This is a genomic window from Azospirillum melinis (genome assembly GCF_013340935.1).
GTDB classification, from domain to species: domain Bacteria; phylum Pseudomonadota; class Alphaproteobacteria; order Azospirillales; family Azospirillaceae; genus Azospirillum; species Azospirillum melinis.
The window spans coordinates 1-21454 of sequence record NZ_WHOS01000018.1; the positions used below are offsets into that span (position 1 = coordinate 1).

16 protein-coding genes and 1 pseudogene are annotated in these 21454 nt (G+C 69.0%); 6 read left to right on the forward strand and 11 right to left on the reverse strand.

Annotation, left to right across the window (positions count from 1 at the left end; genetic code table 11):
• Nucleotides 1-41: 41 nt before the first annotated feature.
• The 5 genes from GBZ48_RS15345 to cutA form a co-directional block, all read right to left on the reverse strand.
• Nucleotides 42-296, reverse strand: a complete 255-nt coding sequence (locus GBZ48_RS15345) for a hypothetical protein (protein WP_246307207.1) — start codon at nucleotides 294-296, stop codon at nucleotides 42-44.
• Between the two features lie 48 nt (nucleotides 297-344).
• Complete coding sequence (locus tag GBZ48_RS15350) at nucleotides 345-5558, reverse strand: alpha-2-macroglobulin family protein (protein WP_246307208.1); 5214 nt, start codon at nucleotides 5556-5558, stop codon at nucleotides 345-347.
• Nucleotides 5559-5717: 159 nt separating this feature from the next.
• Nucleotides 5718-6623, reverse strand: coding sequence for a LysR substrate-binding domain-containing protein (locus tag GBZ48_RS15355; RefSeq protein WP_174471829.1), 906 nt, complete (start codon nucleotides 6621-6623; stop codon nucleotides 5718-5720).
• Nucleotides 6620-7858 carry a molybdopterin molybdotransferase MoeA gene (locus tag GBZ48_RS15360; RefSeq protein WP_174471830.1) on the reverse strand — a complete coding sequence of 413 codons (1239 nt, stop codon included), beginning with the start codon at nucleotides 7856-7858 and terminating at the stop codon, nucleotides 6620-6622. Before GBZ48_RS15360 ends, GBZ48_RS15355 begins: the two co-directional genes overlap by 4 nt.
• Before the next feature lie 158 nt (nucleotides 7859-8016).
• Nucleotides 8017-8361 carry a divalent-cation tolerance protein CutA gene (gene cutA / locus GBZ48_RS15365; protein ID WP_174471831.1) on the reverse strand — a complete coding sequence of 115 codons (345 nt, stop codon included), beginning with the start codon at nucleotides 8359-8361 and terminating at the stop codon, nucleotides 8017-8019.
• Nucleotides 8362-8491: 130 nt separating this feature from the next.
• Here cutA and GBZ48_RS15370 point away from each other — a divergent pair, with 130 nt between their 5' ends.
• Nucleotides 8492-8809: a hypothetical protein gene (locus GBZ48_RS15370; protein ID WP_174471832.1), complete on the forward strand. Its 318-nt coding sequence runs from the start codon at nucleotides 8492-8494 to the stop codon at nucleotides 8807-8809.
• An 18-nt stretch (nucleotides 8810-8827) separates the two neighbouring features.
• On the opposite strand, the gene GBZ48_RS15375 is transcribed toward GBZ48_RS15370, so the two are convergent.
• Both GBZ48_RS15375 and GBZ48_RS15380 read right to left on the reverse strand, forming a co-directional pair.
• Nucleotides 8828-10039 (reverse strand): ATP-binding response regulator, encoded by a 1212-nt coding sequence (locus tag GBZ48_RS15375; RefSeq protein WP_174471833.1) that lies wholly within the window; start codon nucleotides 10037-10039, stop codon nucleotides 8828-8830.
• 310 nt (nucleotides 10040-10349) lie between these two features.
• Nucleotides 10350-10562, reverse strand: coding sequence for a DUF1127 domain-containing protein (locus GBZ48_RS15380; protein ID WP_174471834.1), 213 nt, complete (start codon nucleotides 10560-10562; stop codon nucleotides 10350-10352).
• 323 nt (nucleotides 10563-10885) lie between these two features.
• Between GBZ48_RS15380 and GBZ48_RS15390 the strand changes: the two are divergent.
• Nucleotides 10886-12757 (forward strand): annotated as a pseudogene (locus tag GBZ48_RS15390) (carboxylesterase family protein).
• A 100-nt stretch (nucleotides 12758-12857) separates the two neighbouring features.
• Here GBZ48_RS15390 and glpX read toward each other — a convergent pair.
• From glpX to GBZ48_RS15405, 3 genes are all read right to left on the reverse strand, one after another.
• Nucleotides 12858-13859, reverse strand: coding sequence for a class II fructose-bisphosphatase (gene glpX / locus GBZ48_RS15395; RefSeq protein ID WP_174471837.1), 1002 nt, complete (start codon nucleotides 13857-13859; stop codon nucleotides 12858-12860).
• 80 nt (nucleotides 13860-13939) lie between these two features.
• Nucleotides 13940-15244: a homoserine dehydrogenase gene (locus GBZ48_RS15400; RefSeq protein WP_174471838.1), complete on the reverse strand. Its 1305-nt coding sequence runs from the start codon at nucleotides 15242-15244 to the stop codon at nucleotides 13940-13942.
• A complete protein-coding gene (locus GBZ48_RS15405) occupies nucleotides 15244-16518 on the reverse strand; it encodes an LL-diaminopimelate aminotransferase (protein ID WP_109086512.1) in 1275 nt (424 codons plus the stop codon). The genes GBZ48_RS15400 and GBZ48_RS15405 overlap by 1 nt, the downstream gene beginning before the upstream one ends.
• 293 nt (nucleotides 16519-16811) lie before the next feature.
• Here GBZ48_RS15405 and GBZ48_RS15410 point away from each other — a divergent pair, with 293 nt between their 5' ends.
• The 3 genes from GBZ48_RS15410 to GBZ48_RS15420 all read left to right on the forward strand — a co-directional run bounded on the left by GBZ48_RS15410 (nucleotide 16812) and on the right by GBZ48_RS15420 (nucleotide 19582).
• The gene (locus GBZ48_RS15410; RefSeq protein ID WP_174471839.1) at nucleotides 16812-18884 is read left to right on the forward strand and encodes a methyl-accepting chemotaxis protein; all 2073 of its coding nucleotides are present in this window, start codon (nucleotides 16812-16814) and stop codon (nucleotides 18882-18884) included.
• Nucleotides 18885-18979: 95 nt separating this feature from the next.
• Nucleotides 18980-19276, forward strand: a complete 297-nt coding sequence (locus GBZ48_RS15415) for a hypothetical protein (protein WP_174471840.1) — start codon at nucleotides 18980-18982, stop codon at nucleotides 19274-19276.
• 9 nt (nucleotides 19277-19285) lie between these two features.
• Nucleotides 19286-19582 (forward strand): type II toxin-antitoxin system RelE/ParE family toxin, encoded by a 297-nt coding sequence (locus GBZ48_RS15420; protein WP_174471841.1) that lies wholly within the window; start codon nucleotides 19286-19288, stop codon nucleotides 19580-19582.
• Between the two features lie 6 nt (nucleotides 19583-19588).
• Here GBZ48_RS15420 and GBZ48_RS15425 read toward each other — a convergent pair whose 3' ends face one another.
• Complete coding sequence (locus GBZ48_RS15425) at nucleotides 19589-20674, reverse strand: response regulator (protein WP_246307209.1); 1086 nt, start codon at nucleotides 20672-20674, stop codon at nucleotides 19589-19591.
• Between the two features lie 148 nt (nucleotides 20675-20822).
• Between GBZ48_RS15425 and GBZ48_RS15430 the strand changes: the two genes are divergently transcribed.
• Nucleotides 20823-21395: a peroxidase-related enzyme gene (locus GBZ48_RS15430; protein WP_174471842.1), complete on the forward strand. Its 573-nt coding sequence runs from the start codon at nucleotides 20823-20825 to the stop codon at nucleotides 21393-21395.
• The last annotated feature ends 59 nt before the right edge of the window (nucleotides 21396-21454 follow it).

Consider the following 21454-nt stretch of genomic DNA (forward strand, 5'->3'; position numbering starts at 1 on the left):
ATTCGTCGCCCGGTGGGGCGTCCACAGATCTCTCCCCCTCTCTATTCGCCGGCAGCGTCAGATGTGTATAGGGGACAGTCATAGGCCAGCAGCAGCTCGACGAACAGCGGTGAGACATCGTCCACTGTCGCCGGCAGCCGCCACGCGCCGGCCGCGTTGGTGAAGACGCGCAGCGGCTGGCCCTTGCGGTCGGTGACCGTCACCGACAGGTCGGCCAGCCGGTCGAGCGGCGGCGGGAACAGCCGGTCGAGCAACAGCGCCGCCCCCATCAGGACGGCGACGCCGGCCGCCGCCACTCCCGCCCGCCTTACCCAAACGTTACGCACCCAAGCCAGCGCCAATCGTCACTCCGCCGGACGGACGGTGATCCGCCCAGTGGTCTGGCGGGCGAAGAAGCGCGGCTTGTACATGTCCTCCACCGTCGCCCCCGGCAACTCGTAGGTGCCGGGGGTGATGGCGCGGACGATGAAGGCCAGCTTGAAGGTCTGCTGGTCCTCCGTCAGATCCACCGCGGCGACATAGCGGTCATCGCGCGCCTCGGTCGTGCGGGTGTAGCTGAGGTCGCCCAGCCACGCCATCTCCTCCGGCGTGCCGCCGCCCAGCTTGGCGTTCTCGATCTCCCAGCCGGCGGGCAGCGCATGGGTCACCATGCCCTGGTGGAACAGCTTGGTGTTGGCCTCGCCCTCCAGCACGACGACGAACACGTCGTTCTGCTTGATGGTGTCGAGGTTCAGCACCTCGCCCTTGCGGGTGAAGAAGTTGCGCTTGATGCGCAGCCCTTCGCGCGCCGCCGGCTGCGGCGCCACCGGCACGCCGGACAGCGACACCGCCTGCCACACCGCCGCCTTGCCGGAATTGGCGACCGGGATGCCGGCCTTCAGCTGGGCCAGCGTCGGGGTCAGATCGACCCGCGCGCCGTCCTTCTTCGCACCGCCCAGCGTCATCTCCGCCTTGGCCGGCGCGCCGCGCAGCAGCGCGTCGGCGGCCAGCACCGACCACGCCTTTTCCTGCGTGTTGGTGCGGTTGGCGGCGGTGGCCGACGCCGGCAGACGGTCGATCAGCGCCGGGATGCGGGTGCCGGCCATGTTGACCTCGGTCATCAGCGCCACCAGTGCCGCGGAGTCGCGGACGGTGGAGCCGTAATCGACATGCCACTCCTCGCGCGCCAGATGGCCGACCGCGCTGTCGAAGGCGCTGGCCGCCCGCTCCTGGTCGCCCATGCGGGCCAGCGCAGCCCCCAGCTGTCCCTTGGCGAGCGGCGTCGGCAGCTTCTCCAGCGCGGTGTCGTGCAGGTAGCGCGCCGGGCCTGGCAGCGAGACGCCGGCCAGCGCCAGCGTGTGCAGGGCATAGGCGCGCACCGCCAGCTCGTTCGGGTCCGACGCGCTGGCGATGGCGCGCTGGCGCAGCCAGTTCAGGGCATCGGTCAAGGGCTTGTCGGGAACCGCCTCGCCCTTCTGCTTGGCGCGGACGAGGAACTCGGCGGCATAGGCGGTCAGCCAGCCGTCGGCCTCGTCATTCGCCCCCCACAGGCCGAAGGCGCCGTCGAAACGCTGCTTGTCCAGCGTGCGGGAGATCGCCTGCTGGACCCGCGCCTCCAGCCCGTCATCGGGCTTGCGGTCCTTGCCCAGCGCCAGCTCCACGTCGCGCACCACCAGCAGCGGCAGGGCGCGGCTGACAGTCTGTTCCAGGCAGCCGAACGGGTAGCGGTCGAGCGCCCGCAGGATGCCGGCCACGTCGAAGGGCGGCGCCGTGGTGAAGCTGGCCGACCAGCTGGTGGTTCCCGGCAGGTAGGTGGCAAGCTCGGCCCCGTCGAAACGGACGCTCTCGCCGGGCGCGATCTGGCGGGTGACGAACTGGGTCTCCACCGCGCGGGCCGGGCGGACGGTGATGCCGTACTCATGGTTGAGCGCCAGATTCTCCGGCCCCTTCACCGCGACGGCGACATGGCCGATGCCGGCGGCGACGCCCTTCAGCGGCACCACCAGAGTCTTGCGCTCGCCCTTCGCCAGCGGAACCGACAGATTGCCGCCCTCCACCGCCACCGCGTCCTGGGCGGTCACGGCGACCTCGTAGGTGCCGGCCGCCGCCTCGACATTGTGAAGCGACAGGGTGACGCGGCTGTCGTCGCCGGGGGCGAGGAAGCGCGGCAGGATGGCGTCGGCCACCAGCGGATCGCGCACCGTCACCGGACCGGCGGCGGAACCGACGCGACCGCGGCTGTAGGCCACCGCCATCAGCCGAAGCTCGCCGTTGAAGTCCGGCACGTCGAAGCCGATGTGGGCGGTGCCGTCGGCGCCGACCTTCACCGGCCCGTGGAACAGCGAGACCACGGTGAAGGGCACCACCGGCAGCCCGGCGCCGCTGGAATCGCCGCCCTGGCGCATGGCGCCATAGGGGCCGTCGAGCGGGTCGATCAGCCGGCCGTAATCGTCGCGGATGTCCAGCCCCAGCCGGCGCTTGCCGAAATAATGCTTCTCCGGCTGCGGGCTGGCGAAGTCGGTCAGGCGCAGGATGCCCTCGTCCACCGCGGCCAGCGTGACATAGGTGTCCTCGATCTTCCCGCCATCGGCGGCGGCGACCTTCACCCCGACCTCCAGCCGGCTGCGCGGGCGCATCACCTGCGGCGCGTCGAGCGTGACGGTCATCGTCCGCACCGACGGATCGACGCCGACCCAGGCAACGCCCATGGCGCGCACCGGCTGACGCTCGCGCCCCTTGACCGGCGGACGGTAGGCGGTGGCGGTGACATAGGCGCCCGGTCCCCAGGCGGCATCGACCGGGATCTCCACCGTCGCCCCTTCGGCCGGAACCGAAATGGTGCGCACGTCGAAGATGCGGTCGGTCGCCACCGTCACCAGCAGTTCGCCGGCAAAGGGCGGCGCCACGCGGATGCGGGCGGTCTCGCCCGGCTTGTAGGACTGCTTGTCGGTGGAGACCTCCAGCTTGTCCGGGATGTCGGCGGTCTCGTCGCCGCTCGCCCAGCCGGAATAGAAGCGGTAGGAACTGGCCACACCCGCCGCCTTGTCCGTCACCTCCAGCCGGTAGCGGCCGAAGTCGCGCTTGCCGAGCGCCACCAGCGCCGGCTTGTCGGCGGCGACGTCGACGCTGCCCGACGCCAGCGGGATGTCGCGCACCGTGGCGTTGTAGCTGTAGCGGCCGTCGCGGCGGAACCAGACGAAGGACACCCGTTCCTCCACCAGTTCCCACTTGATGCCGGGCTTGGCGACGGCGCTGCCGTCCGGCGCCACGGCGACGAGGTCGAAGGCGGCCTCGCCCCCCTCGCCGACGCGCCCGTCGGAGAAGCGCGGGCGCAGGCCCAGCGCATGGGTCTTCGGCCGCACCGGCACGCTGACCGACTTGTGGACCGGGCGCCCGCCCGGCTCGGACAGGGTGACGCGGATGTCGGCGCGCAGCGGCTTGCTGGTGTCCGGCACCTCCGGCAGGGTCACGGCGACGTGCGACACGCCCTGCTCGTCGGTGGTCGGGAACTCCAGCGGGTCGAGCCGCTCGGTCGGGTTGTCCTGCACGCGGCCGAAGCGATAGTCCTTGAAGGCCGGATAGGGCATCGGGTCGGTCTTCAGCGCCACCTCGGCGGTGCCGTCCAGCCCGGCGGCCGGCGGGCCGTAGAGGAAGCGGCCCTGCGCCGTCACCTCGAAGGGTTGGCCCGGCACCAGGATCGGTGCGCTGGCCGTCACGTCGAGCGCCAGCTTGATCGGCACGAAATCCTCGACCTGGAAGGAGCCGCGGCCGATCGGCTCGCCCTTCGGGTCGCTGTAGACCTGCACCTCCCAGCCGCCGAGCGGCGCGGTGCGGGTCAGGGTCAGCGGCAGGAAGAAGCCGCCGGCCTCCTGGCCCTTCAGGGCGCCGCTGTAATATTCGGTGCCGCTGGGGCGCAGGACCTTCACCGTCAGCGGGAAATTGTCGACCGCCTCGGTCTTGTCGTCGCGCAGCAGGATCGACAGGTTCACCGTCTCGCCCTGGCGGTAGACGCCGCGGTCGGCATAGACGAAGGCGTCCATCGGTCCCGGAGCCGGACGTCCGCCGACCCCGCGGTCGCTGAGGTCGAAGGCGGCGCCGGTCAGATCCTGCATGGCGAAATCGGTGCCGAGATAGGCCATCGCCATCTCGGGCGCGTTGCCGCCGGTCTTCAACAGGCCGGGGGCGAAGCGGGCGCGGCCGAACTCGTCGGTCTTGGTGCGGGCCAGTTCGGTGTTGTTGCGGGCGACCAGCGCCACCTCCACCCCCGGCAGCGGCTTGGCGGTGCCGAAGGAGCGGGCGAAGACGGTCAGCCCGTCGGCGCCGCGGAAGCTGGTCAGGCCGATGTCGGACAGCAGCACCCACTGGGTCGCCAGCGCCTCCCAGCGGTCGGACTCCTCCACGTCATGCGGACGGGCGGTGACGACATAGAGGCCGGCCTTGGGATCGTCGCCGACGGCCTGACGGAACGGGATCGCCGCGGTGGTGTCGCGGTTGCGCTCCCCCTTCACCTCCAGCGAGCCGGACCACACCAGCTCGCCGTTCTCCTGGGCGAGCCGGTCGGCGGAATAGCTGGTCAGTTCGTTGAAGATGTTGCCTTCATACTTGTTGGAGACCAGGGCGCGGTCGGCGATGCGGTAGACCGACACGTCGAGCCGGTCGGTGTTGACGCTGACCACCGGGATGCCGTCGGCGCCCTTGCGCGGCAGGATGTAGGCGGAGCCGCGGAAGGCGGCCATCGACGGCCGGTCGGGCACGCGCACGCGCTGGGTCTCGTCGGCCTTCAGGTTCACGCCGTCCTCGCCGGGCAGACCCTGGCGCAGGGTGACGGTGTAGCCGGAGCCATGGGTGACGCCGCGCAGGCACAGGCTGTTGTCGCGCGTCTCGATGGCGGTCTTGGTCGCCGGCTCCACCCGGACATAGTCGTCGAAGCGCACGCCCTGCTTGCCGCTCAGCCGGTCGCTGAACTGGAAGCAGACGCGCGGGCTGCTGCCCTCGGCATTGACGGTGACGCCGGTCAGCGCCAGCCCGGCCTTGCGGCGGAGTGCTGTGATGCGCTCCTCCAGCTTCGGCGCCTGGGTGTCGAGGGTCGCCGCCTCCATCTTCGGCGCGATCTCCTGGATCGACCTCAGCGCCTTGACCGCCTCGTCCGGCTTGCCGAAGGCCTCGTCCATCAGGGTGGCGATGCGCCAGAGGATGGCGACCCGTTCCTCGTCCTTCGGGTTGAACTGGCCGGCCATCACGGCGCTTTGCAGCGCGCGGTCCCTGTTGGGCGGGGTGGCGGCCTGCCAGGCGGCGCTCAGCTCCAGCCAGACCGAGGGGGAACCACCGCCCTGGGTGATCGTCTTCTCGTAGGCCTGGATGGCGCCGGCGATGTCCTTGCGGTCGCGGGCGGCGCGCGCCTGCTTCAGCAAATCGGCGATCACCTGCGGCTTCGGCTGCGGCGGCGATTTCAGCAGCAGCCCGTTGGCGTAGGCGGAAGCGTCGGAAAGGGCACCGGGCGGCGTATAGTCGGCACGGACCGGGCCGGCCGTCATCGCCATCACCACCAGAACCCAAAGCAGCGTCAACAGCCGTGCCATCATGTCGCCTTACAACCGGAAGCGGGATCGCCCGGTTATAGCGCCGATAACCGGGCCATGGCGATATGGCGAACCGCCGATGTACCGTTCGGCTGTATGGGTACCACCGCGCTTGTCGAGGACGGCGCTTCCACCGGCACTTGTCCGCCCGCCCGTTCCTCAGCTGGAAGCCGGCGCCTGCCCGGCTTCCAGCGCGATGCGCACGAACGCCCGTTCGGCGATGCTGCGGTAGCGGTCGCGGTGCCGCAGCAGATGGAAGGGCCGGGCCGGCAGGTCCAGCCCGTCCAGCGCCACGATCCGCCCCGCCGCCAGATCCTCGGCGACGATCAGGTCGGACAGCACGCTGGCCCCGACGCCGGCCAGCAGGGCCGCCCGGATCACCCCGCCGCCGGGCAGCGTCATCGCCACATCGAGCGCGTCGGGGGCCAGCCCCACCCCGCGCATCGCCGCCTCGAACAGCGCGCGGGTGCCGGAGCCGGGTTCGCGCTGTATCCAGCGTCCGGCCGCCATCTCCTCCCGCCCGACCCGGCCCAGCTTGGCCCAGGGATGGGCGGCGCCGACCACCAGCCGCAGCCGGTCGCCCTCGATGGGTTCGCTGACCAGCGCCGAATCGGTCACGGCGCCCTCGGCGATGCCAAGCTCGGCGCGGCCGTCGCGCACCGCCTCGGCCACCTGTTCGGTGTTGCCGATGGACAGGTCCACGCGGATGCCGGGATAAGCGGCGGCGAAGCGCAGCAGCCGCGGTGCCAGCCAATGGTTGCCGACGGTCTGGCTCGCCGCCAGCCGCAGCGCGCCGCGCGACAGGCCGGACAGCTCGGCCAGCATCGTGCCGGCTTCCTCGACCTTCGCCAGGATGGCGCGGGCCTGGGCGTGCAGCAGATCGCCGGCGGCGGTCAGCTCCACCCGGCGGCCGATGCGGTCGAACAGGCGCAGGCCATGCTCCGCCTCCAGCGCGGCGATGGCGGCGCTGACCGCCGGCTGCGACAGGTGGAGAACCTCCGCGGCGCGGGTGAAGTGCAGCATCTCCGCCACCGTGGCGAAGATGCGCAGCTGCTCCAGCGTCACGCGAACAGGCCGGTGAAGGGCAGGAAATCGACCAGATCGCCGGGCCGCACCGCCGTGGCCTCCGCCGGCATGTCGACCAGCCCGTCGGCCTCGACCATCGAGGTCAGCACGCCGGAACTGTTGCTGGGGAACTTCACCGCCACCGGGCGGCCGTCGGCGCCACGCTCCAGCCGGGCGCGCAGGAACTCGCGGCGGCCGGGCTTCTTGGTGAAGGTGAAGTCGGCGACCACCAGGCTGCGCGGCGTGGCGATGCCGCTGGCCCCGGACAGCCGCAGCACCAGCGGGCGGCCGACCAGCAGGAAGGTAACCATCGCCGACACCGGATTGCCGGGCAGCCCCAGGAAGGGCGTGTCGCCGACCCGGCCGAGCGCCAGCGGCTTGCCTGGCTTGATCGCCAGGGTCCAGAGGTCGATGGAGCCCAGCGCATTGACCGCCGCCTTGACATGGTCCTCCTCGCCGACCGATACGCCGCCGCTGGTGACGATCAGGTCGGCGGTGCCGGCGGCCTCGGCCAGTGCTGTGCGGGTGGCGTCCGGCCGGTCGGGCAGGATACCGAGGTCGCGCACCTCGACCCCCAGCGCGTCCAGCTGCGCGGCCAGCGTATAGCGGTTGGCGTCATAGATGGCGTGGTCGGGCTTGGGCGTCCCCGGCTCGCGCAGTTCGTCGCCGGTGGAGAACAGCACCACGGTCAGCCGCTTGCGCACCGTCAGGGCGGAGCGTCCGACCGCGGCGGCCAGCCCGACCTCCTGCGCGCGCAGGCGCTGGCCGGGTTGCAGCACCACCGCACCGGCGGTCATGTCCTCGCCCGCCAGCCGGATGTTGGAGCCGCGCTTCAGCGAGGCCGGGACCAGCACGGCGTCGCCGTCGGTCCGGCAATCCTCCTGCATCGCCACAGTGTCGACCCCGGCCGGGACCAGCGCGCCGGTGAAAATGCGCACCGCCTGCCCCGCCGCGACCGTACCGCCGAACGTCGATCCGGCCGGAACCCGCCCGACGACGTCCAGCCGCCGGAAGCCCTCCCCTGCCTCGGCGGGAAAGGCCCAGCCATCCATGGCCGAGACGTCGGCCGGCGGCACGTTGACCGGCGCCACCACCTCTTCCGCCAGAACGCGGCCGAGCGCACGGCGCAGCGGCACCTCCTCCGTCCCGGTCACCGCGCCATAGCCCTGCGCGACGCGGGCGACCGCCTCGTCCAGCGACAGGGGAATGGGGCCGTGTGCGGAGCAATCGTCCATGATCTCAATGTCCTTGATAAAAAGGCCGGGATGAAGAGGCCGGGAATGAGGCGGCCGCTCAAGCGACGGCGAGGCCCGCGCCTTTCCTATCGCCAACTGCAACCCGTGCCTTTGATCGGCGTCAAGGCTCTGTTTGGATATTCCTGTATTGCGGCGCCTCAGGCGGTCTCCGCCCGCAGCCAGTCGAGATAGGCCGGGTTGCCGCGCCCGACCGCCAGTTCGACGACGCAGGGCGTGTCATAGCTGTGCAGCTCGCGCACCCGCGCCGTCAGGCGGTCGAACAGCGAGGATCGGGTCTTGGCGATCAGCACCGCCTCGTCGGCCTGCTCCACCGCGCCGTTCCAGCGATAGACGGAGGTCATGCCGTCCAGCACGTTGGCGCAGGCGGCCAGCCGTTCCTCCACCAGGCTGCGGCCGATGCGCAGGGCCTCCTCCTGCGAACCGGCGGTGACGTAGGCGAAGACGAGGCCGTCCCCATCGGGATCGGGGCTGGTTTCCGGCATGGGGAAGGCTCCCTCCTTTTCGATGCACCTGCCTCGCGCTTTCGCGTAGGATGCCCGCACTTTGCCACAGCCCCCGCCGGGGCCGGCGATTTTCCTGTCCGTTCCCGTATCCGCAAGAGCAGCCCGTCCCATGGCAAAGCCCCGCCGTTCCCCGTCCCGCAGCACCCCGTCCGACGTTCAGGGGGCATGGCTGCGCCGCGGTCTGGACCAGCCGGGCGGCAAGCTGCCGCTGTTCGACGAGCGCGGGCAGCGCGTGAAGAAGCCGACGGTGGAAGCCTGCCTGAAGGCGGGATGGGCGGAGCGCTGGTTCGACAATCCGCTGAAGCCGGACTGGCTGGTCTGCCGCCTGACTGAGGCCGGCCGCACCGCGCTGGGCGGGCATGACCACGGCGATGCCGCTCCGGCCGACGGGACGGAGACCGATGTGCGGCAGGGTGCGCTGATTTAAGGGGCTGCCTGAGCGGAGCTACTGCGCGGCTTGCGCGATGCCGTTGGTGCGCGTGATCCGCAGCTGTCGGTCGACCTCGGCCTGGAGCTGGCGCGGGGTCACCGGCTTGTGCAGGATCGCCACGCCATGGGCCGAGGCGTCGGCCAGCGTGTCGGCGCCGGTCTCCCCGGTCAGGATCAGGGCCGGGACCTCGGCGCCGTAGCGTGCGCGCACCCGGCGGATCACCTCGGTTCCGACCCGCCCCTCGCGCAGCCGGTAATCGGCGATGACGATGTCCGGCACCCGTCCCAGCGACTCCAGCCGGTCCATCGCCCGGTCGGCGCTGTCGGCGGCGACGACGCGGAAACCCCATTCGGTCAGCACCGTCTGCAAGCCCAGCAGCACCACCGCGTCGTCATCGACCACCACGGCAAGGCGCGGGCGGTCGATGGAAGGCGGCCGCTCCGGCCCCCCTGCCCGGCCGGCCAGGAAGCGGGCCGGCGCCAGCGGCACCAGGACGCGGAAGGCGGATCCCTGCCCATGCACCGACCGCACCTCGACCGGATGGTCGAGCAGCTGCGACAGCCGCCGCACGATGGCCAGCCCGAGCCCGAGCCCGCGCAGCCGGTCGCGCTCCGGATTGCCGACCTGATGGAATTCTTCGAAGATGCGGTCGAGATGTTCCGGCGGGATGCCGATGCCGGTGTCCTGCACCTCGATGGCCAGCCGGTCGCCGTCCGGCCCGGCATCGATGCGGCAGCGGATGCGGATCGCTCCGGCCTCGGTGTAGCGTAGCGCATTGTCGACCAGATTGCGCAGCAGCTGCATCAGCAGCCCGCGGTCGCTGCGCAGCACCGCCTCGCAGCTTTCCACCCGCCAGACCAGCCCCTTGGCGGTCGCCTGCTCGCCGTAGGCAGCGTCGAGCGCGTCCGTCAGCTCGCCGACGTCGAAGGTGTCGAGAACCGGCGTCACCACCCCCGCCTCCAGCCGCGACACTTCCAGCAACCCGTCCAGCAGGCCCTTCATGGTGTCGAGCCCCTGGTCGAGCCGGGACAGCAGATCGCGGCCGCTGTGGTCGCCGACATGGCGGGCAAGGGCTGCGGACAGGAAGAACAAGGCCTGGAGCGGCTGGCGGAGGTCGTGGCTGGCGGCAGCGAGGAACTTCGACTTGGCGAGATTGGCGCGCTCGGCTTCCTCCCGGGCGGCATCGCGCTCCGCTTCCAGCGACTGAAGGCGATGAATGAGACTCATGCTTCGACCACGGCTCTCAACGGAGGATTGGGGTTCCCGAAGGCGCCCCGTTTCCATTTTCGAACAGAACCGGGGGTAATGTTAAAATGCATTAACCATAATCATGCTGCACCGCGCAACCCTTCCCAGGCATATGCGTCGCATGGGCAGGGTCCATGAAGAAAAGGTTAATGCTGGTTCATATGCGAAAGCCCCGGCATTTTCCGGGGCTTTCCGCATTCGGGACTCGATTGGCCGCCTCGCGCCAAACGCCGTGGGCAAACCTTTCGATATCCGGTCACACCGCAAATCGAAACGGTCGGACGCCGATTCAGCCGTTGCGACGGACCGCCATATGGATTTCGCCGCGGGTCAGTCCGATGTCGGACAGTTCGGCATCGGACATATGGTTCAGCTCACTTTCCGCGCGGTAAAGTTCAATCCGTTCGTTGACCCAATGAGCGACACGCTGGAAGAGGGTGATTTCTTTTGTTCCGGTCGCAAACAATTCACCGGACGAAGACTGCATCGAAGAGTAGGCCATGTTGATCTCCTGCGCTTGGCGCTGATTACATGGTCCTATTTTGCCTTTCGCACCCGCGAAATCAATGGACAACCCTCTGCAGTGTTGCCGCGGCAGACCTGCGCGGATTCGATGGGCTGGAAACGCCTGCCGAGCACACGCTTCACCGCGCCGCGATCGGGCGCCACCCCTGGCGAACCGCGGAACCCTGTCCCCGCAAGCCCCCCGACCGATGGAAGTTTCCCGTATTTGCTAATAGTATGCAGTAATTATTTCTACTTTAGAGGAATAGTCCAATGTCGATCATCCGCAATAAGAAATCTACGAGCGCGTTTTTCGCGGGCATGCTGGCCCTTCCCCTCCTGGCCACATCGGTCGTGGGATCGGCCTGGGCGGCCTCGCCCAAGCCGGCAACGCCGAATCCCCAGCCACCGGCCGCCCCCGCCTGCACGACGTCCGACCCGACGACGGTCTGGACCGACAACACGAAATCGACCGCAGCCCTTTGCGGCAGCCAGGGGACGGGGGGCGTCACCTCCTATCTCGGCATTCCCTATGTGGCGAACCAGCCGGTGCCGCCGAACCGCTGGATGCCCAGCGCGCCGGCAAACTGGCCGCCCGCGCCCGCCATGCAGGCGATGAACATGCAGAATCAATGCATTCAGAAGCTGCCGGCCTGGGACGCCCAGCCGCCGGCGACCGGTGAGGATTGCCTGTATCTGAATGTCTAGGCGCCTACGGCCTCGCTGAACAACCCTGCGGCCAAGCTGCCGGTGATGGTCTTCATCCACGGCGGCGCCTTCGTCCTCGGCTCGGGCGGCTCGCCGGTCTACAACGGGTCGGCGCTGGCGCAGAACGGCGTCATTGTGGTCACGCTGAACTACCGGCTTGGTGCGCTGGGCTTCATGGCGGCGCAGGTGCCGGCGACCGGCAAGAAGGATGCGCCGACCGTCGACATCAACGGCAACTTCGGCCTCGACGACCAGCGCAACGCCCTGCTCTGGGTGCAGTCCAACATCGCCCGCTTCGGCGGCGATCCGACGCAGGTCACGCTGTTCGGGGAGAGCGCCGGCGCGATGTCCACCGGGCTGCATCTCTTCGCCTCTCCCGCCAGCGCTCCGCTGTTCCGGGCAGCGATCATGGAAAGCAACCCCATCGGATCGCTGTATCGCACCCTGGCCGACACCCAGAGCCAGGGCACCAACTTCATCCATTGGCTGTGCACCAAGACGCTCCATCTGCTGAGCTGTCCGGGCAACATGGAATGGTTGCAGAGCCTGTCGGCCGACTCCATCCAGAAGGCGCAGGCCGATTTCCTCAATCTGGGCATCGGCAACGGCGGTGGCCCCGTTCCGGCGGCCGGGGCGCTGGCGGACTCCCTGCCCTGGGCGCCGACCATCGACGGCAAGGACGTCGTCGCCCAGCCGATCGCCGGCTTCGCCACCGGCATGCCGCAGAAGCCCTTCCTGTTCGGCGTCAATGCCGATGAAGGTGCCGTTTTCGCCGCGATGATCGCGGCCGGAATCCCCGGCCCCTATCTTCCGGCGGAGTACAACAAGATCCTGGCCAAGGCGATCCCCGACGCCACCGCGCTGGCGAGCATCGCCGCTTACCGGAACAGTGCCGGCGAGAAGCCCTATGTGGCGCCGGCCGCCAACCCGCCGACCTATTACGGCCTCGACAAGATCACCAACGGAACGGCGCAGACGACCGATCTGCTGATCGACGACTTCGCCTTCCACTGCGCGAATCTGTGGACGGCCGGACAGGCCTACGGCCAGATCGCCAACGCCAAGGGCACCTCGCCGATCTATGGCTACCTGTTCGGCCAGCAGCCGATCTTCGACCTCTACAAGACGGCGTCGGGCCAGCCGGTCGCGGCCTGCGCCCCGAGCAACGGCAATGTCTGCCATGCCAACGAGCTGCCCTATGTGTTCAGCACGCTGGGCATCCTGTTCGCCAACCCGCCCCAGGCGGACGCCGCGCTGGCCGGCACGATGACCTCGACCTGGGCAAGCTTCGCCAAGAACCCGGCAGCCCCGGCCGGACTGACCGCCTATACCCCCACCGGCGTTCTGAACGTCTTCAACAGCCGGACGTCAGCGAAGACGACGCCGGTCTCCGGCATGGATCAGGCCGGCAACTGCTCGGCCCTGTGGAACACGCTGGGCGTCTATCCGGCGGCGGCGCAGACGACCGCCAGCAGCAAGCCGTAACCGTCCTGCTGGAAAACGGCAAAGAGAAGGGCGCGCGGGAGAAGTCCCGCGCGCCCCTGTCCACGGCATCCGGCCCCGAGCGGGATCGGCGGCGACGCCCTTACTTCACGCTGACCTTGCGCGACAGGTTGTGGTGCGCCTCGATGTAGCGGACCGTGCCCGACTTGGAACGCATGATGACCGAGTGGGTATAGGCCCCGCCCGGAACGCGGCGGACACCCTTCAGCATGGCGCCGTCGGTGACGCCGGTGGCGGCGAACATGACGTTGCCGCGCGCCAGCTCGTGCAGGCTGTACTTCTTGTCGAGGTCGGTGACGCCCCACTTGGCGGCGCGGGCCTTCTCGTCGTCGTTCCGGAACAGAAGACGGCCCTGGAACTGACCGCCGATGCAGCGCAGCGCCGCCGCGGCCAGCACGCCTTCCGGCGCACCGCCGGAGCCGACATACATGTCGACGCCGGTGCCGGCCTGGCTGGTGGCGATCACGCCCGACACGTCGCCGTCGTTGATCAGCATGATGCGGGCGCCGGCTTCACGGACACGGGCGATCAGCTCCGCATGGCGCGGACGGTTCAGGATGCAGACCAGCAGCTCCTGCACCTCGGTGCCCTTGGCGGCGGCCAGCGCCTTCAGGTTGTTGGCCGGGGTCTCGTCCAGGTCGACGACATTGTCCGGCAGGCCGGCGCCGACGGCGATCTTGTCCATGTAGACGTCGGGGGCGTTCAGGAAGCCGCCCTCTTCCGCCATGGCGATCACGGCCAGCGAGTTCGGGCCGCCGGTGGCGCAGATGGTGGTGCCTTCCAGCGGGTCGAGCGCGATGTCGACCTTCGGGCCGGAGCCGATGCCGGCACCGACCTTCTCGCCGATGTAGAGCATCGGGGCCTCGTCGCGCTCACCCTCGCCGATCACGACGGTGCCGTCGATGTAGAGCGTGTTGAGCGCCTGGCGCATGGCATCGACGGCGGCCTGGTCGGCCAGCTTCTCGTCGCCGCGGCCCATCAGCAGCGAGGCCGACAGGGCGGCGGCCTCGGTCACGCGGACGGCCTCCAGCGCGAGGTTGCGGTCCATGTGGGACAGGTCGACATGCGTAGACGGCGTAGACATCGTGTGCTCCCCCCGACTCTTCGGTCGTATCAGGCTGTGTATTGGTTATGGTGGGAAACGGTCCCGGTCAGAACTGCCAGTCAGAACTGTTCGATCCGGATCATCCGCGGCGGCTCCAGCACGCTGTCGCTGGCCGCGATGGTCGCAAGCGCGCGCTGCATGGCCGCCTCGTCGGTGTCATGGGTGGTCAGGACCACCGGAACGCCTTCGCCCGGCGAGCGGCCGCGTTGCAGGAACTGCTCCATGGAGACGTTCTGGTCGCGCATCGCCGCTGCGATATCCGCTATCACACCGGGACGGTCCACGACCATCAGGCGGACGTAGTACGACCCGCGGCGCGCTTCCATCGGCGAGGGGGTTGCCGCCCCCAGCCGATCGGCCGGAACGCCGAAGGTGGGCGTAGACCGCCCGCGCGCGATGTCGATCAGGTCGGCGACCACCGCCGACGCGGTCGGGCCGGCACCGGCGCCGCGGCCGACGAACAGCACCCGGTCGGCGAAGTCGGCCTGCGCCACCACGGCGTTGAACACACCGTCCACCGACGCGATGGGGGCGGCCACCGGCACCATGCAGGGATGGACGCGCTGCTCGACGCCGGACTCGGTGCGACGGGCGATGCCCAGCAGCTTGATGCGGAAGCCCAGCTGGTCGGCATAGTCGAAATCGACCGCCGACACCTGCCGGATGCCCTCGATGTAGACCGAGGAGAAATCGACCGGCGTGCCGAAGGCGACCGACGCCAGGATCGCCAGCTTGTGGGCCGCGTCGATGCCGTCGATGTCGAAGCTGGGATCGGCCTCGGCATATCCCAGAGCCTGGGCATCGGCCAGCACATCGGCGAAGTCGCGGCCCGTGGTCCGCATCTCCGTCAGGATGTAGTTGCAGGTGCCGTTCAGGATGCCGTGGATTTCCGACACGGCATTGCCGGCCAGACCCTCGCGCAGCCCCTTGATGATCGGGATGCCGCCGGCCACCGCCGCCTCGAAGGCAACGGTCAGGCCGCGCGATTCGGCCTTTTGGGCGATCTCGGTGCCATGGACGGCCAGCAGCGCCTTGTTGGCGGTGACCACATGCTTGCCGGTCTCCAACGCCGTGGCGACGGTGTCGCGCGCCGGGCCTTCCGACCCGCCGATCAGCTCCACCACCAGATCGGCGCCGGATTGGGCGGCCATCGCGACGGGATCGTCGAACCACTGGACGCGCGACAGATCGACGCCGCGGTCCTTGCCCTTCGAACGGGCGCTGACCGCGACCACCTCGATCCGGCGGCCGCAGCGCTGTTCGATCAGCGAGCCTTGCGTTTCCAGCAGCTTCAGGACGCCGGCACCGACCGTACCAAGGCCGGCGACGGCGATTTTCAGGGGGGCTTGCTGGGCGTTCGGCATCAGGCTTTCGCTTTCTCGGATTCCAGAAGGGCGGCGCGGGCCACCGGGTCCTTGCTCGCCGCAACGCCGCCGGCGTTGGAGCGGAAGAACTCCTTGATGTTGCGGGTCGCCTGGCGGATGCGGTGGACGTTCTCCACCATCGCCAGACGGACATGGCCGTCGCCGTATTCGCCGAAGCCAATGCCGGGCGCCACCGCGACCTCCGCCTGCTGGAGCAGCAGCTTGGAGAATTCCAGCGAGCCCAGATGGGCGAACTGCGGCGGGATCGGTGCCCAGGCGAACATCGACGCCTTCGGGCTGGGGACCTCCCAGCCGGCGGCGGCCAGACCCTCGATCATCACGTCGCGGCGCTGCTTGTACATGTCGCGCACCTGCTGGACGCAGTCCTGCGGACCGTTCAGCGCGGCGGCGGCGGCGACCTGGATCGGCGTGAAGGCACCGTAGTCGAGGTACGACTTGATGCGGGCCAGCGCCGTGATCAGCGTCTTGTTGCCGGTGGCGAAGCCGATGCGCCAGCCGGCCATCGAATAGGTCTTCGACATCGAGGTGAACTCGACGGCGATCTCGCGCGCTTCCGGGATCTCGAGGATCGACGGCGGCGGGTCGTTGTCGAAGAAGATCTCGGCATAGGCCAGATCGGACAGGATGTAGATGCCGTGCTTGCGGCAGAACTCGACGATCGGACGGTAGAAGTCCAGCCCGACCACCTCGGCCGTCGGGTTCGACGGGTAGTTCAGCACCAGCGCCAGCGGCTTCGGCACGCTGTGGCGCACGGCGCGCTCCAGCATGATCATGAAGCTGTCGATGTCGGTCGACGCCCCGTTCTCCATGCCCACCGGCAGGTGGCGCACCGAGGCGCCGGCCAGGATGAAGCCGAAGGGGTGGATCGGGTACGAGGGATTCGGCACCAGGATGATGTCGCCGGGGCTGGTGATCGCCTGGGCGAGGTTCGCCAGACCTTCCTTCGAGCCGATGGTGACGATGCACTCGGTCTCGGGATCGACGTCGACGTTGAAGCGGCGCTTGTAATAGGCGGCATGGGCCTTGCGCAGGCCGGGGATGCCGCGGGAGTTCGAGTAGCGGTGCGTCTTCGGATCGCGCACGGCCTCGACCAGCTTGTCGACGATGTGCTGCGGGGTCGCCTGGTCGGGATTGCCCATGCCGAGGTCGATGATGTCGGCGCCGTTGGCCCTAGCTCGCGCCTTCATCGCGTTCACTTCGGCGAAGACGTAGGGCGGCAGGCGCTTGATGCGATGGAATTCGGTGTTGGACATGGACGCTCCGGAAGACCGCTCCGGTCACGCCACGAACCCAAGAGACCTGCGGACCGGGACCCACGTTCTACCGCCCTGACGCGACGGAAGCGAGGCAAATTTCGCGCCCCCGCCGTCGGATACGGCGCTTTGGCCGCGACGGCCGCATGAGCGCCGGTTGATGGAGTGCCTTAACAATCTCCCTACCAACGTCGTGGTTAAACCTAACTGTGCTTTAACCCATTAGCTTTCATACCTTCGGCTTGGAACTTTCGTCGCCATGCCGCAACGGTCAAGGATGTTGGAGTCGTAAGATGGTTTCGCTTTTGAAGGTCGCGGATCGGCTGCTCGGCGACATGCGCTTCGCGCGCAAGATGGCGCTGGCCCTGTCGGTCCCGATGGCGGGCGTGGTCGTGCTGTCGTCGCTGCTGGTGTGGGAACAGGTCGAAGCGAGCCGCCGGGCGTCCGATCTCGCCTCCGTCACCCGCCTGTCGGTCGGCATGACCAGCCTCGTGCACGAGCTTCAGAAGGAACGCGGTTCCTCCTCCATCTTCCTCGGCGGCAAGCTCGCCGAAGACCGCAAGCGCCTGGAGACGGTGCGGACCGCTGCCGACGCCCGGATGGCCGACCTGAACCGGCAATTCGCCGAGGCCCGGATCGGCGATTCCCAGGTGGCTGCCGCGATTGGCGGCGCCCGCGACGCACTGTCGCAGCTGTCCGGCCTGCGCACCGGCGTCGACGGCATGGCGCAATCCTCGATGGAGGTGGTGGCGAGCTACACCGTCATGATCCGCAGGCTGCTCGACGCCGCCGGGCAGGCCCGGTCCCTGTCCGACGGCAGCGACCAGCTGCGGGCCGCCGACGCCCTGGTCTCCCTGTCGGAGGCGAAGGAACGGCTGGGCCAGCAGCGTGCGGTCGGCGGCGGCGCCTTCCGCAAGGACCGTTTCCCCATCGACGCGCATGAACGCTTCATCGAGCTGTCGGGCGAATACAAGGCGCTGATGGGCGGGCTGAAGAACAAGCTGACGGACGAACAGGCCCGCTATTTCGACCGGACCGTTGCCGGACCGGCCATCGCGGAGGTGGAGCGGATGCGGCGGATCGGCATCGCATCGGCCTATGGAGCCGAGGGCGGGCGGGTCGATGCCGGCAAGTGGTTCGACACCATCACCATCACCATCGACATGCTGCGCAGCGTCGAAACCCGGGTGGCCGACGACCTTATCGGGCTCGCCAGCCGCGACGCGCAGGAGTCGATGACCCGGCTGGTCGGCATGGCGGCCGGTCTGGCGATCCTGCTGATCGCCATGACGCTGATCGCCGTCCTCGTCGCCCGCAACATCACCCGGCCCATCGCCCGCCTGAACGGCGACATGGCGCGGATGGAAGCCGGCGAGCGCGAATTGACCATCCACGGCGCCGAACGCGCCGACGAGCTGGGAGCCATGGCGCGCAGCCTGGACCAGTTCCGTCTCAGCCTCACCGAAGCCGACCGGCTCGCCGCGGAGCAACGGCAACACCAGGAGGACCGGCTGCGCGAGGCCGAGCGGCTGGAGCGGCTGGTCGACGCGTTCGACCGCCACATCGAAGAGGTCGCCGAACAGCTGGCGGGCGCTGCCACCGGCCTGCGCGGCAATGCCCAGCAGATGAGCCACATCGCCTCGGAGACCGAGGTCCATGTCCTCTCCGTCGCCCGCGCGTCGGAAGGGGCATCCGACAATGTCCAGGCCGTCGCCGCCGCGGCGGAGCAGCTGACCGCCTCCATCGCCGAGATCGGACGCCAGATGGCGGGCTCGACCGAGATGGCGGAACGGGCGGTCGGCGACGTCCGGCGCACCGCCGACGTCATCGCCGATCTCAGTGGCGCCGCCCAGCAGGTGGGCGAGATCGTGCGGATGATAACCGACATCGCCAGCCAGACCAACCTTCTCGCCCTCAACGCGACCATCGAGGCCGCCCGCGCGGGCGAGGCCGGCAAGGGCTTCGCGGTGGTGGCGCAGGAGGTGAAGAGCCTCGCCAACCAGACGGCGAAGGCGACCGAAGACATCACCGCCAAGGTGGCCGAAATCCAGGCGGCGACCGGCCACACCGTCAGCGCCATCGACGACATCGGCGGCATCGTCACCCACATCGAGGAAAACATCTCCGCGGTCGCCGCCGCCGTGGAGGAGCAGAACGCCGCCACCGCGGAGATCGGCCGCAACGTCCGGCAGGCCGCCGACGGCACCGACCGGGTGTCGCACAACGCCTCCCTGGTCGGCACCGAGGCCAGCCGGGCCGGCGCCATGGCGAAGGAGGTGCTGTCGATGGCCGACGCGCTGAAGCGGAACGCCGACGGACTGCGGAGCGACGTCGCCGACTTCATCGGGAAAATCCGGGCGGCGTGAGGGAGACGGGGAGCGGCATGGCGGTCACCGCTTTCCACCCGAGGCTGGGGACTGTATCTTGAGAGCGCACCGATTTTCCCCCGGAGGCTCCCGCGATGCCCGCTTCGTCGATTCCGCCGGCACGCCTCTCCAAAGTGACGGCCACAATTCCGGCGGAGGAACTGCCGCGAGCGATCACGGCCGCCCTCCCCATCCGCCCGCCGGCCGGAACCCGCTTCCGGGTGACCATCGAACCGGTCGATGAGAGTGAAGAGGAACGCCGGCAGTCGTTGAAGGACGACGTCGCTGTCGGGCTGGAAAACGCGGATGCAGGACGGACAACGGACGGCGAGATGCTGTTCGAGCGCCTGATCGCCAAATATGCCAAGGCGGGAGAGCCCGGACAGGGTTGACCGGCAGCAATGGCACGGCTGGATTTCACCGCCGCCGCGGAAGCCGATCTTGAGAGCATCGGCGACTACATCGCCCAGGACAATCCACTGGCCGCCGTCCGCATGGTCCTGGATATCCGGGACCATTGCAGGAAGATCGCGTCGATGCCTGCCATCGGCCGAAGCCGTCCCGAGTTGGGCGTCGGCTTGCGCAGCCTGTCCGTTTCACCCTACCTGATCATATACAAAGCCGCGGAAGCGGACCGGGTGATCGTGATCCGCATCGTCCACGGTGCGCGCGACCTGCCGCAGGTGATGAAGGAGTAGCCTCCCTCACCCCACCCCGGTCGCCTTCGCGTATTTCCGCTTCGCCACCTCCAGCGATGCCAGCAGCTGCTGGCCGGTGGCGCCACCGTCGCCGCTGACGCGGCCGGTCATCACCGCCCTGATCGCGTCGACATGGGCCTTGAACAGCAGATGCTCGTTGGCGGTCACTGTGGTCAGGCCGCTACGGGTCGCCTCGTAGAGCGACTTGGCGATGTGGGTGATCAGCGGATAGCCGAAGATGCCGCCCTGCCCGCGCATCTCGTGAGCCGAGCGGTTGACCTGGGCCAGCAGGCCGGCCACCGCATCGGGCTCGCGCGGCAGGCGCTCGACGCGGCGGCCCATCTCCTCCACCTCCGAGCCGATCCAGACGGCATAGTCGCCGGCACGGTTCAGGATTTCCTCCTCCGCAGCGGCCAGCACCTCCGGCGGCAGGGTCGGCACCGGATCGCGCGGGGCGAGGCCGGCCTTGGCGCCCAGCCGGTTGGGCAGGTCGAAATAGATGACGGGGAAGCGGTCGATGCCGCGCGCCTTCGATGCGCTGTGCACCACCAAGATTTCTGACGGCGCGGTCATCCGGCAGTCCATCGCCACCGGCTTGTCGGCGCGGCGGCGGTCGGGGCCGAAATAGCCCTTGGCCAGCACGAAGCGGCGCGGCCGGGCGATGGCGAACAGCAGCCGGCTGGCGATGGTCTGGGCGGAAAAAGGCTTGGCGATGAAGTCGGTGGCGCCGAGATCCCGCGCCTGCTCCACATACTGGCGGTCGGCGGCGCCCGACAGCATCAGGACCGGCAGGAACTTGTCCGGGCTCTTCGGGCTGGAGCGGATCCAGCGCAGCAGCATCAGCCCGTTCACCTCGGGCATCACCAGATCGGACAGGATCAGGTCGACCGGGGCGGTGCCGGGCGGCAGCGCCGCGCGGCGCTCCTCCAGCCAGCGGATGGCGTCGGCGCCGCTCGCCACCCCCTCCACCCGGCCGATGCCGATGGCGCGCAGGGTCGCCGTCAGGACCGTGCGGATGAAGCTGCTGTCCTCCACCACCAGGACCGAGAGAAGATCGAGCTTCGGCTGGGTCATCGCCTGCTGTTTCGCCAACCGGGACATATTCCCGCATTCAGTTTCCACTTCTGGCACAACCGGACCCGATTGGCGAGCGACAAGCGGAACGGAAGACAAACCGCGCGGTGGCGGTTACCCTCCCCCGGCCGAAAAGGCCCAGCAATCAAACAAGAGGAATCGCCCGATGCCGCAACCCGATCACGTCATGGCCCTGCCCCTGCCGGAAAAGCCGGACCTCGACCCCGACATGCAGGCCCTGTTCGACAAGTGCGTGGAAAAGCTGGGCTTCGTGCCGAACGTGCTCCAGGCCTACAGCCTGCGGCCGAGGAAGCTGCGCAACTTCGCCATGCTCTACAACGAGCTGATGCTGGGCGAGAGCGGCCTCAGCAAGCTTGAGCGCGAGATGATCGCGGTGGTCGTCTCTTCCGCCAACCATTGCTATTACTGCCTGGTCGCCCATGGGCAGGCGGTGCGCAAGCTGTCGGGCGATCCGGAACTGGGCGAGATGCTGGTCGCCAATTACCGCGTCGCGCCGCTGGAGCCGCGCCAGCGCGCCATGCTCGACTTCGCCTGGAAGCTGACCAAGGAGCCGATGTCGGTGGGCGAGCCCGACCGCGAGGCGCTGCGCGCCGCCGGATTCAGCGCCGAGGACATCTTCGACATTGCCGACACGGTCGGCTTCTACAACATGTCAAACCGCGTGGCGACCGCGGTGGACATGATCCCGAACCGCGAGTACCACAGCCAGGACCGCTAAGGCCCGGAAAGTCCCGGTCATTCACCGGCATCGCACCCGGCAGCCTTATCGGAAGTCTT

Excerpts from the sequence above, each read along its gene's own strand:
- GBZ48_RS15350 (WP_246307208.1), bottom strand. The coding sequence starts at position 5,558 with ATGGCACGGCTGTTGACGCTGCTTTGGGTTCTGGTGGTGATGGCGATG.
- GBZ48_RS15360 (WP_174471830.1), bottom strand. The coding sequence starts at position 7,858 with ATGGACGATTGCTCCGCACACGGCCCCATTCCCCTGTCGCTGGACGAG.
- cutA (WP_174471831.1), bottom strand. The coding sequence starts at position 8,361 with ATGCCGGAAACCAGCCCCGATCCCGATGGGGACGGCCTCGTCTTCGCC.
- GBZ48_RS15370 (WP_174471832.1), top strand. The coding sequence starts at position 8,492 with ATGGCAAAGCCCCGCCGTTCCCCGTCCCGCAGCACCCCGTCCGACGTT.
- GBZ48_RS15375 (WP_174471833.1), bottom strand. The coding sequence starts at position 10,039 with ATGAGTCTCATTCATCGCCTTCAGTCGCTGGAAGCGGAGCGCGATGCC.
- GBZ48_RS15380 (WP_174471834.1), bottom strand. The coding sequence starts at position 10,562 with ATGGCCTACTCTTCGATGCAGTCTTCGTCCGGTGAATTGTTTGCGACC.
- glpX (WP_174471837.1), bottom strand. The coding sequence starts at position 13,859 with ATGTCTACGCCGTCTACGCATGTCGACCTGTCCCACATGGACCGCAAC.
- GBZ48_RS15400 (WP_174471838.1), bottom strand. The coding sequence starts at position 15,244 with ATGCCGAACGCCCAGCAAGCCCCCCTGAAAATCGCCGTCGCCGGCCTT.
- GBZ48_RS15405 (WP_109086512.1), bottom strand. The coding sequence starts at position 16,518 with ATGTCCAACACCGAATTCCATCGCATCAAGCGCCTGCCGCCCTACGTC.
- GBZ48_RS15410 (WP_174471839.1), top strand. The coding sequence starts at position 16,812 with ATGGTTTCGCTTTTGAAGGTCGCGGATCGGCTGCTCGGCGACATGCGC.
- GBZ48_RS15415 (WP_174471840.1), top strand. The coding sequence starts at position 18,980 with ATGCCCGCTTCGTCGATTCCGCCGGCACGCCTCTCCAAAGTGACGGCC.
- GBZ48_RS15420 (WP_174471841.1), top strand. The coding sequence starts at position 19,286 with ATGGCACGGCTGGATTTCACCGCCGCCGCGGAAGCCGATCTTGAGAGC.
- GBZ48_RS15430 (WP_174471842.1), top strand. The coding sequence starts at position 20,823 with ATGCCGCAACCCGATCACGTCATGGCCCTGCCCCTGCCGGAAAAGCCG.